The sequence below is a fragment of the Xanthomonas sp. SHU 199 genome, assembly GCF_000364665.1.
Taxonomy (GTDB): Bacteria; Pseudomonadota; Gammaproteobacteria; order Xanthomonadales; family Xanthomonadaceae; genus Xanthomonas_A; species Xanthomonas_A sontii.
The window spans coordinates 1-10,380 of sequence record NZ_AQOI01000207.1 but is presented as its reverse complement, the minus strand read 5'-3'; the positions used below and the strand labels follow the sequence as shown (position 1 = coordinate 10,380).

The window sequence follows — 10,380 nt, the reverse complement described above, 5'->3', positions numbered from 1 at the left end:
GGCCGGCTCGCCGCGGCCGTGGCGACTGCCGGTGTGGTGGCGCCGATGCCGGTGAGTTCGGCCAGGCGCTGACGCATCAGGTCGCCGAAGGCGCCGTCGGGAATCTGCGCCAGCATCGGCCGCGCGCGTTCGGCCAGGCGCGCCTTGCCGTCGAGCGTGCCGAGGTTGATCTCGCGCGAGAGTTCGTCGAAGAAGAACTGCGACAGCGGCGTGGCCTGGACCAGGCGCGCGTCGAAGGCCGCGGCGCCTTCCTTGCGCACGATGGTGTCCGGATCCTCGCCATCGGGCAGGAACAGGAAGAACGCCTGACGCCCGTCCTTCATCCGCGGCAGCACCGATTCCAGCGCCTTCCAGCCGGCGCGGCGGCCGGCGGCGTCGCCGTCGAAGCAGAAGAACACGTCCGGCGCGTTGCGGAACAGCAGTTCGGCATGGTCCGGCGTGGTCGCGGTGCCCAGCGTCGCCACCGCCTGGGTGACGCCGAACTGGAACAGCGAGACCACGTCCATGTAGCCCTCGACCACGATCAGCCGCTCGATCTTCTGGTTGGCCTGGCGCACCTGCCACAGGCCGTACAGTTCCCGGCCCTTGTGGAACAGCGCGGTCTCCGGCGAGTTCAGGTACTTGGGGCCGTCGTCCTTGTCGAGCACGCGGCCGCCGAAGGCGATGACCCGGCCGCGGCGGTCGAAGATCGGGAACATCACCCGGTCGCGGAACTTGTCGTAGACGTGGCCGCGGTCGTTCTTGGAGAACAGCCCGGCGCGGTCGAGCAGCTTGAGCCGGCGCTCGTCGGTGCCCAGCGCGTCCTTGAGCGCGCTGTAGCCGTCCGGGGCGTAGCCGATCTGGAAGCGCACGCGGTTCTCCGCGTCCACGCCGCGGCCGTCCAGGTAGGCGCGCGCCTTCTCGCTGCCGTCGAACTGGCGCTGGAAGAACTTGGCCGCCGCTTCCAGCGCGGAGTACAGGTCGCGATGGTCGTCGCCGGCGGCCTGGGCCGCGCCACGCTGCTGGGCGTCGCGTGGGATCTCCATGCCGGCGCGCTTGGCCAGCTCGTCGACCGCGTCGAGGAATTCGAGGCGGTCGTAGTTCATCAGGAAGCTGATCGCGGTGCCGTGCGCGCCGCAGCCGAAGCAGTGGTAGAACTGCTTGGTCGGCGACACCGTGAACGAGGCCGAACGCTCGTCGTGGAACGGGCAGCGCGCCGCGTACTCCTTGCCCTGGCGCTTCAGCGGCACGCGCGTGCCGATCACCTCGACGATGTCGGTGCGTGCGAGCAGGTCGTCGATGAATGCGTCGGGGATGCGGGCCATCCGCATAGGATGCCACGCGCGTGCGCCGTCACGCTGGCCGCGCGGCCTGCGTGTGGTTCAGCGCCGTGCGGTCAGGGCGTCGGCGGTGCCTGCGCAGCGCTGCGCGGGTCGATCCCGGCCGCGACGAGCTTGCTGTGCGAGCGCAGCCGCTCGTCGATCACCGCGGTGATCAGCGCGCCGACGAAGAACACCACGGTGGCGTAGTAGATCCACACCAGCAGGATCACCAGCGCGCCCATCGAGCCGTAGGCGCTGCCCGGCGCGGCGGTGGCGATGTACAGGCCGATCGCGTAGCGCCCGGCCACGAACAGGCAGGCGGTGATCGCGCCGCCGATGATGGCCTGGCGCCATTCCACGCGGCGGTCGGGCAGGTAGTGGTAGAGCACGGCGAAGGCCAGCACGTAGATCGCCAGGGTCGAGACGTAGCCGACCGCCGGCAGCACCGACGGCATCCGCGCGAACACCACCTGCAGCACGGTGGTCAGGATCATCGAGATCAGCAGCAGGAAGCCCAGCGCGAATACCACGCCGAAGGAGAACACGCGCTTCTTCAGCCAGGCCATGAGGCCGTCCAGGCGCTGCTTGTCGGTGCGGAAGATCAGGTTCAGCGCGTTCTGCAACTGCGCAAACACCGCGGTGGCGCCGACGAACAGCAACAGGGTGCTCCACAGCCCCGCCAGCGAGCCCACGCTGGGCTGGTTCTTGGCGTTGTCGATCACCGTCTGCGCGACCTCGCGCGCGCCGTGCCCGGCCAGTTGCCCGATCTGCGCGATCAGCGCCTCCTGCGCCTGCGGATACAGCGAGGCGGTGAGCCACAGCAGCAGCACCAGCAGCGGCGCCAGCGACAGCAGCGCGTAGAACGACAGCGACGCCGCCTGGGTCATCACGTCGATCTCGACGAAGCGCCGCACCAGCGCGGCCGGCAGGCTCTGCTGCAGGCGGTCGAGATGTTTGTGCAGGCGATCGGACGACAGGGGCATGGACATCGGCGCGGGACCTTCGGCGCGCGGCGTCGCAACGCCGGTCCCGCACTGCGCGCAGAAGGGGGCGCGGGCTTGCCGGCGTTGTAGCAGCCCGTCGTCGAAAGGCGGGTGAAACCCGCCGCGCGCGCTAACGCATCGGTGCGGTCAGCCGGCCAACTGCTGCTTGACCAGCACCGAGACCTGGCCCATGTCGGCCTTGCCGGCCAACATCGGCTTGAGCACGGCCATCAGCTTGCCCATGTCGGCCGGGCCAGCGGCGCCGGTCTGCGCCTTCGCCGCCTGGATCGCGGCGACGATCTCGGCCTCGCCCATCTTGCTCGGCAGATAGCGCTCGATCACCACGATCTCCTCGCGCTCCACCTGGGCCAGGTCGTCGCGGCCGGCGGCCTCGTACTGGCTCACCGAGTCCTTGCGCTGCTTGACCATCTTGTCCATCACCGCGATCACCGCGGCGTCGTCCATCTCCACGCGCTCGTCCACTTCCTTCTGCTTGATCGCGGCGTTGATCAGCCGGATCACGCCCAGGCTGTGCTTGTCGCCGGACTTCATCGCGGCCTTCATGTCGTCGGTGAGCTGCTGCTTGAGGGTCATGAGGGGCTCCACAGGAGAGAAAAAAGGGAAAGGGCATTCTAGGCAAGCGCGCTGGCGCAGGCCGTGGCCGAGGTGGCACGCGGGTGCCGAGGGACAGGGATGGGACCGATGCCCGCGCGGGGCGGAGCGCCTGGCCAAGGTGGAAGACGCACAAAAAGCCGGCGACGCTTGCGCGTGCCGGCTTCGTGGGCTTACCGTAGCGGATGCCGAAACCGGCACATCCCGCTACCGCAGGCCGCGATCCTCAGTACAGACGCTGGCGCTTGGTGACGTCGCGCGAGGTGCGACGCAGCTGGCGCTTCACCGCGGCAGCGGCCTTGCGCTTGCGTTCCTGGGTCGGCTTTTCGTAGAACTCGCGCTTGCGGGTTTCGGCCAGCACGCCGGCCTTTTCGCAGGTGCGCTTGAAGCGACGGAGCGCAAACTCGAAGGGCTCGTTCTCGCGGACTTTAACGCTGGGCATGGAATCTCCGGGACACAATGGTGACCGGGTCAGGCCCGGCGAGCCGCACATTATAGCGACAGATTTCGCGGCTGCAAGCACCCCGTTTGGCCTGCCGCCGATTCGGCCGCACAATGCACCCCATGAACGTGCTCGGCATCGAATCCAGTTGCGACGAAACCGGCGTCGCCGTCTACGACACCACCCGCTCCGGGGCGGCCGCGCTGCGTGCGCATGCGCTGTACAGCCAGATCGCCCTGCACGCCGAGTACGGCGGGGTGGTGCCGGAGTTGGCCAGCCGCGACCACGTGCGCAAGTTGCTGCCGCTGATCCGCCAGACCCTGGCCGAGGCCGGCCTGCAGGTGCGCGACCTGGACGGGGTGGCCTACACCGCCGGCCCGGGCCTGGTCGGCGCGCTGCTGGTCGGTGCCGGCGTGGCCCGGGCCCTGGCCTGGGCGCTGGAGGTGCCGGCGATCGGCGTGCACCACATGGAAGGCCACCTGCTGGCGCCGTTGATGGAGGATCCGGACCCGGTGCATGGCGCGCCGGCGCCGCCATTCGTGGCGCTGCTGGTCTCCGGCGGCCACACCCAGTTGATCGCGGTGGAGGCCATCGGCCGCTATCGCCTGCTCGGCGAGACCCTGGACGACGCCGCCGGCGAGGCCTTCGACAAGACCGCCAAGCTGATGGGGCTGCCGTATCCGGGCGGCCCGCAACTGGCGGCGCTGGCCACGCAGGGCACCTCGGGGCGCTTCCGCTTCGCCCGGCCGATGACCGACCGGCCCGGCCTGGACTTCAGCTTTTCCGGGCTCAAGACCCAGGTGCTGCTGGCCTGGCGCGACAGCGACCAGTCCGACGCGGTGCGCGCCGATATCGCCCGCGGCTTCGAGGACGCGGTGGTGGACACGCTGGCGATCAAGTGCGAGCGCGCTTTGGAGGCGGCCGGCAGCGACACCATCGTGGTGGCGGGCGGCGTCGGCGCCAACCTGCGCCTGCGCGCCAAGCTGCAGGCGATGGCGCAGGCCCGTGGCGGCCGTGCCTGCTTCCCGCGCCCGGCGTTGTGCACCGACAACGGCGCGATGATCGCCTTCGCCGGCGCCCTGCGCCTGCAGGCCGGCCTGCACGACACCGCGTCCGCGGTGCAGGTGACGCCGCGCTGGGACATGGCGACGCTGCCGCCGTTGGCGGCAGCGCGGGATTCGGGAGTGGGGATTCGGGATTCGTAACGCGCTGCTTTTGCTGTTGCTCTTACCATTCCCCAATCCCCAATCCCCAATCCCTGCTCCCAATGGATAAAGTCTTCATCGAAGGTCTGGAAATCGACGCGCTGATCGGCATCTACGATTGGGAGCGGCGGATCCGGCAGACGCTGCGCTTCGATCTGGAAATGGGCTTCGACAACCGCAAGCCCGCGGCCAGCGACGACATCGCCGACACGCTCAACTACAAGGCGGTGAGCAAGCGTCTGGTGGAACTGGTCGAGCAGTCCGGCTACGGGCTGGTGGAAACCCTGGCCGAGCGCTGCGCGGAAGCGGTGCTGCATGAATTCGACGTGCAGTGGCTGCGGCTGAAGCTGAGCAAGCCGGGCGCGGTGCGCGGAGCGCAGGCAGTGGGGGTCATCATCGAGCGCAGCCGCGCATGAGCACGCAGGCATCGCTGCCATTCGCCAGCGCCGCGCCGGCGGCGCTGCCCGGCGCGCGTTTCTTCGCCGACCTGCAGCACACCCTGGCGCCGTATCCCTGGGCCTACGACGCGATGGTGATCGTGGCGCTGCTGCTGGCGGCGTGGCTGGCCAACTGGGTGACCAAGCGGATCCTGCTGCGCGGGCTGCGGCGGGCGCTGCGCGCCACCGTGCTCAGCGACAAGGAAGTGAAGCTGAGCGTGATCCCGCGCCTGGCCAATGTGATCCCGGCGCTGGTGCTGTCGCTGGGCATCGGCGCGGTGCCGCACCTGCCGGCGGCGATGGTCAGCGTGGTGCGCAACGTCTGCGCCGCCTTCATCGTGCTGACCGTGGCGCTGGCCTTGTCGCGGGTGCTGGATCTGCTCAACCACGTCTACGAACGGCGCCCGGATGCGCACAACAAGCCGATCAAGGGCTACATGCAGTTGCTCAAGATCGTGCTCGGCGTGGTCGCGGCGGTGCTGATGGTGTCGGTGCTGGTCGACAAGTCGCCGGTGATCCTGCTGTCGGGCGTGGGCGCGATGATGGCGGTGCTGATCCTGGTGTTCCAGGACACCCTGCTGTCGCTGGTGGCCAGCGTCACCATCAGTTCCAACGACATGGTCCGCGTCGGCGACTGGATCGAGATGCCGCAGCAGAACGCCGACGGCGACGTGATCGACATCGCGCTGCATACGGTCAAGGTCCAGAACTGGGACAAGACCATCACCACCATCCCGATCAAGAAGCTGATCAGCGACTCGTTCAAGAACTGGCGCGGGATGAGCGAGGCCGGTGGGCGCCGGATCAAGCGCGCGCTGTACCTGGACCAGCACAGCGTGCGCTTCCTCGACGCTGCCGAGATCGAGCAGATGCGGCAGTTGACCGTCCTGCGCGAGTACATCGACCGCAAGCGCGACGAACTCGGCGCCTGGAACGGGGCGCTCGCCGAACGTGGGGTGGCGCCGATCAACGGCCGCCGGATCACCAACCTCGGCACCTTCCGCGCCTATGTCGAGCACTATCTGCGCGCCAGCCCGCACGTGCGCCAGGACATGACCCTGCTGGTGCGGCAACTGGAGCCGGGCGCCAACGGCCTGCCGCTGGAGCTGTACTGCTTCGCCAACGACACCCGCTGGGCGATGTACGAGCAGATCCAGGCGGACCTGTTCGATCACCTGCTGGCGATCCTGCCCAATTTCGACCTGCGCGTGTTCCAGGCCTCCAGCGACGCGATGTTCATGGACAGCGCGCGGATCCGCCGCGCCCCGGACGCCGTGCCGCCGCCGGCGGCTTGACGGCTGTCACGTCTGCGGGCATGTTGCGGGACAACATGCCGGCGCCTCTCGCCGCCGGCCCGCAGCAACAAGGGGCGCGATGGACTGGAGCAAGTACCGCACGGCCACCTTCGACGAGCTGATCCAGTCCGACGGGCAGCCACGTCCGGCCGCGCGCCGGGTCATCGAGTACCTGTCCAGCCTCAGTGGACGCGAATTGTCCGAACGCCAGCTCGCCGCCGATGTCGCCGCGCGGGTCATGGGCATCACCTTCACCGTCTACTCCGACGGCCGTAACGTCGATCGCACGCTGCCGTTCGACCTGATCCCGCGGGTGATCCCGCTGCACGAATGGCAGCGCACCGAGGCCGGGCTGAAGCAGCGCATGCGCGCGCTCAACCTGTTCATCGGCGACATCTACGGCGCCCAGCGCATCGTCAAGGACAAGGTGTTCCCGGCGATGCTGCTGGAGCATTCGGTGAACTTCCGCCCGCAGTGCGTGGGCATAACCCCGGCACTGGGGGTGTGGGCGCACGTGTGCGGTTCGGACCTGGTGCGCGACGCCGACGGCACGCTGTACGCGCTGGAGGACAACCTGCGCATCCCCAGCGGCGTGTCGTACATGCTCGAGAACCGCATGGTCGCCAAGCGGGTGTTCCCGGAACTGTTCGAGACCAGCGCGATCCTGCCGGTGGACGATTACCCGGCGCAGCTCTACGACACCCTGGCGGCGCTGTCGCCGCGCCCGGGCGACCAGCCGGTGATCGCGTTGCTGACCCCGGGCATCTTCAACAGCGCCTACTTCGAGCATGCCTACCTGGCGCAGGCGATGGGCATCGAACTGGTCGAGGGCGACGATCTGTTCGTGGCCGACGACGACTGCACCTACATGCGCACCGTGTACGGACCGCGCCGGGTCGACGTGATCTACCGCCGGGTCGACGACCTGTTCCTGGACCCGGAGGCGTTCCGCGCCGATTCGGTGCTGGGCGTGGCCGGGCTGATCCGCAGCTGGCGCGCCGGCAAGGTGGCGCTGGCCAATGCGCCGGGCGCCGGCGTGGCCGACGACAAGGTGGTGTTCGCCTACGTGCCGAAGATGATCCGCTACTACCTGGACGAGGAGCCGATCCTGCCCAACGTGCCCAGCTACCTGTGCCATGACGACAAGGACCGCCAGTACGTGCTCGAGCATTTGGACGAGCTGGTGGTGAAGCCGGCCAACGAGTCCGGCGGCTACGGCATGCTGATCGGCCCGCGCTCGACCACGCGCCAGCGCGAGCAGTTCCGCAAGCTGATCCTGGCCGACCCGCGCAACTACATCGCGCAGCCGACCCTGGGCCTGTCCACCGCGCCGATCGTGACCGAGGCCGGGCCGGCACCGCGGCACCTGGACCTGCGCCCGTTCATCCTCTCCCGCGAGGACGTCTACGTGACCACCGGCGGGTTGACCCGGGTGGCGATGGAGGAGGGCTCGCTGGTGGTCAATTCCTCGCAGGGCGGCGGCGCCAAGGACACCTGGGTGGTGGACCTGGACGAGGAGCTGGACTGATGCTCTCGCGCGTCGCCGACAACCTCTACTGGTTCAGCCGCTACGTGCGCCGCGCCGAGACCACCGCGCGGCTGGTCGGGGTGGGCAGCCTGCTGCAGCTGGACCTGCCGCGCTCGGTGCGTTTCGCCTGGCGGCCGATGATCGACACGGTCGGCGCCGGCGAGATCTTCGCGCTGTGGTTCCCCAACGCCGGCGACGACGTCGGCGACGCCGACGTGGTGCGCTTCCTGCTGCTGGACGAACGCAATCCGTCCTCGCTGCGCAGTTCGGTGCAGTACGCGCGCGAACTGCTGCGCAGCATCCGCGACACCCTGCCGCAGGAGATCTGGGAAGCGGTCAACGACCTGCACCTGTACATCGACGCCAACGGCGAGCGCAGCGTCGGCCGCCGTTACCGCATGGAGTTCCTGGGCCACGTGACCGACGCCTGCCTGAAGGTGTCCGGGCTGCTGACCGCCAACGTCAGCCGCGACATCGGCTTCCAGTTCCTGCGCCTGGGCACGGCGATCGAACAGGCCGACATGACCACGCGCATCATCGATGCCGGTGCCTCGGGCCTGATCACCCCGCGCAAGGCCGACGACCGCGAGGCCTACCAGGCCATGCAGTGGATGAGCGTGCTGCGCGCGCAGGCCGCCTACCAGATGTACCGCCGCCACGTGCGCCAGCGCGTCACCGGCGAGCAGGCGCTGCGGTTCCTGCTGCAGAACAACGACTTCCCGCGCAGCGTGCAGTTCTGCCTGGTCCGCGCCCAGCACATCCTGCCGACCATGCCGCCGCGGCCGCCGGTGGAGCGCGCGCTGATGCGCATCAGCGGGCTGGTGCGCAATGCCGACCCGGCGTACCTGGCACAGCACAACCCGGCCGGGTTCATGGACGAGATCCAGACCCACCTCGGCCACCTGCACAGCGCCATCGCCGAGGCCTACTTCAGCTCCTGAGCTGAGGCGGGCGGCCTGTGCGCTGCGCCAGCGGCCGGCCGCGGCGATCCGGGATCAGCGCCGGGCTGAGCCGGGCCCGGCTCTCCCTCCAGTCCCCCTAGGCGGCGCCCCTTCGCAGGCGTATGGTGCGCAGCGGCCGGGCCGGCCCCGGTCGGTAGACAGTTTTATGAATAGGCGATTCCGGCGCCGGAACTTGCCCCATCGACTGGCCGCAGAGCTAGAATTGGCGGCTATGTAAACGTTTTCTCAAAGGACCCCATGGCTTCGGATCGTATCGAATCGCTCATCGCCCGCATGACCGTCGAGGAGAAGGTCGGCCAGCTCGGCGTCTTCGCCGACATGGTGCGCCCGTTCGCCCCCGACGTGAATCCGGAAGCCAACGTCCGCAATGCCGACGAGGTGCTGCAGCAGGTGCGCGCCGGCCGGGTCGGCTCGCTGTTCAACGGCGTCGGCGCGGAACTGGGGCGGCGCATCCAGCAGGTGGCGCTGGAGGAGAGCCGGCTGGGGATCCCGGTGATCCTGGCTGCGGACGTGATCCACGGCATGCGCACGGTGTTCCCGATCCCGCTGGGCGAGGCCGCCAGCTTCGAGCCGGAACTGGCCGAGCGCACCGCGCGCGCCACTGCGGTCGAGGCCACCGCCGCCGGCATCCACTGGACCTACGCGCCGGCGGTGGACATCGCCCGCGACCAGCGCTGGGGCCGCGGTGCCGAAGGCGCCGGCGAGGATGTGGTGCTGGGCTGCGCGTTCGCTGCCGCGCGCGTGCGCGGCTTCCACGGGCCGGACCTGCGCGCCGACGACGCCTTGCTGGCCACGCCCAAGCACTTCGCCGCCTATGGCGCGGTCGCCGCCGGCATGGAGTACGCCAGCGTCGACATCGCCCCGCAGACCCTGCGCGACGTGCATCTGCCGCCGTTCCAGGCCGCCTTCGAGGCCGGCGCGCTGAGCGTGATGACCTCCTTCAACGACATCAACGGCGTGCCGGCCAGCGCCAACCACGAACTGCTGACCGAGATCCTGCGCGGCGAATGGAAATTCCCCGGCGTGGTGATCTCCGACTACACCGCCGACATGGAGCTGATCGCGCACGGCTATGCCGCCGACGAGCGCGACGCGACCAAGAAGGCGTTCCTGGCCGGCATGGACATGAGCATGCAGAGCGGCTTCTACGCCGCGCACCTGCCGTCGCTGGTGGAGGACGGCGAGGTGCCGATGGCGCTGCTGGATGCCTCGGTGCGCCGCGTGCTGGAACTGAAGGAGGCGATCGGCCTGCTCGACGATCCGTACCGTTCGCTGGACCCGGCGCGCGAGGCCGACCTGTCGCACATCGCCGCGCACGATGCGCTGGCGCGCGACGCGGCGCGGCGCTCGATCGTGCTGCTGAAGAACGACGGCCCGGTGCTGCCGCTGCGCAAGCAGGGCCAGAAGATCGCGCTGATCGGCCCGTTCGCGCAGGACCGCGACAACATCGAGGGCTGCTGGACCCTGTTCGGCGACAAGAGCCGCTACGTGACCCTGGAAGCCGGCGTGCGCGCCGCGCTGGACGACGCGCAGGCGCTGACCGTGGTGCCCGGCTGCGGCCTGGAAGCGCCGCTGGACGGCGGCATCGAGGCGGCGGTGGCCGCCGCGCGCGCCA

At 69.4% G+C, this 10,380-nt stretch carries 10 protein-coding genes; 6 read left to right on the top strand and 4 right to left on the bottom strand.

Annotation, left to right across the window (positions count from 1 at the left end; translation table 11 throughout):
* The 4 genes from dnaG to rpsU form a co-directional block, all read right to left on the bottom strand.
* A partial coding sequence (gene dnaG, locus D183_RS0108485; protein ID WP_026144306.1) for a DNA primase occupies positions 1-1,304 on the bottom strand: 1,304 nt, incomplete at its 3' end.
* 71 nt (positions 1,305-1,375) lie between these two features.
* Positions 1,376-2,290: a YihY/virulence factor BrkB family protein gene (locus tag D183_RS24310; protein WP_017908625.1), complete on the bottom strand. Its 915-nt coding sequence runs from the start codon at positions 2,288-2,290 to the stop codon at positions 1,376-1,378.
* 141 nt (positions 2,291-2,431) lie between these two features.
* Positions 2,432-2,878 (bottom strand): GatB/YqeY domain-containing protein, encoded by a 447-nt coding sequence (locus tag D183_RS0108475; protein ID WP_017908624.1) that lies wholly within the window; start codon positions 2,876-2,878, stop codon positions 2,432-2,434.
* Positions 2,879-3,122: 244 nt separating this feature from the next.
* Positions 3,123-3,338 (bottom strand): 30S ribosomal protein S21, encoded by a 216-nt coding sequence (gene rpsU / locus D183_RS0108470; protein WP_003465342.1) that lies wholly within the window; start codon positions 3,336-3,338, stop codon positions 3,123-3,125.
* A 122-nt stretch (positions 3,339-3,460) separates the two neighbouring features.
* On the opposite strand from rpsU, the gene tsaD reads away from it, so the two are divergent.
* From tsaD to D183_RS0108440, 6 genes are all read left to right on the top strand, one after another.
* Positions 3,461-4,543, top strand: a complete 1,083-nt coding sequence (tsaD, locus tag D183_RS0108465) for a tRNA (adenosine(37)-N6)-threonylcarbamoyltransferase complex transferase subunit TsaD (RefSeq protein ID WP_017908623.1) — start codon at positions 3,461-3,463, stop codon at positions 4,541-4,543.
* A gap of 62 nt (positions 4,544-4,605) precedes the next feature.
* The gene (gene folB / locus D183_RS0108460; protein WP_017908622.1) at positions 4,606-4,959 is read left to right on the top strand and encodes a dihydroneopterin aldolase; all 354 of its coding nucleotides are present in this window, start codon (positions 4,606-4,608) and stop codon (positions 4,957-4,959) included.
* Positions 4,956-6,275 carry a mechanosensitive ion channel family protein gene (locus tag D183_RS0108455; RefSeq protein WP_017908621.1) on the top strand — a complete coding sequence of 440 codons (1,320 nt, stop codon included), beginning with the start codon at positions 4,956-4,958 and terminating at the stop codon, positions 6,273-6,275. The genes folB and D183_RS0108455 overlap by 4 nt, the downstream gene beginning before the upstream one ends.
* A 79-nt stretch (positions 6,276-6,354) precedes the next feature.
* Positions 6,355-7,803 carry a circularly permuted type 2 ATP-grasp protein gene (locus D183_RS0108450; RefSeq protein ID WP_017908620.1) on the top strand — a complete coding sequence of 483 codons (1,449 nt, stop codon included), beginning with the start codon at positions 6,355-6,357 and terminating at the stop codon, positions 7,801-7,803.
* The gene (locus tag D183_RS0108445; RefSeq protein WP_017908619.1) at positions 7,803-8,744 is read left to right on the top strand and encodes an alpha-E domain-containing protein; all 942 of its coding nucleotides are present in this window, start codon (positions 7,803-7,805) and stop codon (positions 8,742-8,744) included. Before D183_RS0108450 ends, D183_RS0108445 begins: the two co-directional genes overlap by 1 nt.
* Before the next feature lie 258 nt (positions 8,745-9,002).
* On the top strand, positions 9,003-10,380 hold a 1,378-nt coding region (locus D183_RS0108440), incomplete at its 3' end, for a glycoside hydrolase family 3 N-terminal domain-containing protein (RefSeq protein WP_017908618.1).

What these genes read in the sequence shown, in the direction of transcription:
- D183_RS24310 (WP_017908625.1), bottom strand. Translation starts at nt 2,290, where the DNA reads ATGTCCATGCCCCTGTCGTCCGATCGCCTGCACAAACATCTCGACCGC.
- D183_RS0108475 (WP_017908624.1), bottom strand. Translation starts at nt 2,878, where the DNA reads ATGACCCTCAAGCAGCAGCTCACCGACGACATGAAGGCCGCGATGAAG.
- rpsU (WP_003465342.1), bottom strand. Translation starts at nt 3,338, where the DNA reads ATGCCCAGCGTTAAAGTCCGCGAGAACGAGCCCTTCGAGTTTGCGCTC.
- tsaD (WP_017908623.1), top strand. Translation starts at nt 3,461, where the DNA reads ATGAACGTGCTCGGCATCGAATCCAGTTGCGACGAAACCGGCGTCGCC.
- folB (WP_017908622.1), top strand. Translation starts at nt 4,606, where the DNA reads ATGGATAAAGTCTTCATCGAAGGTCTGGAAATCGACGCGCTGATCGGC.
- D183_RS0108455 (WP_017908621.1), top strand. Translation starts at nt 4,956, where the DNA reads ATGAGCACGCAGGCATCGCTGCCATTCGCCAGCGCCGCGCCGGCGGCG.
- D183_RS0108450 (WP_017908620.1), top strand. Translation starts at nt 6,355, where the DNA reads ATGGACTGGAGCAAGTACCGCACGGCCACCTTCGACGAGCTGATCCAG.
- D183_RS0108445 (WP_017908619.1), top strand. Translation starts at nt 7,803, where the DNA reads ATGCTCTCGCGCGTCGCCGACAACCTCTACTGGTTCAGCCGCTACGTG.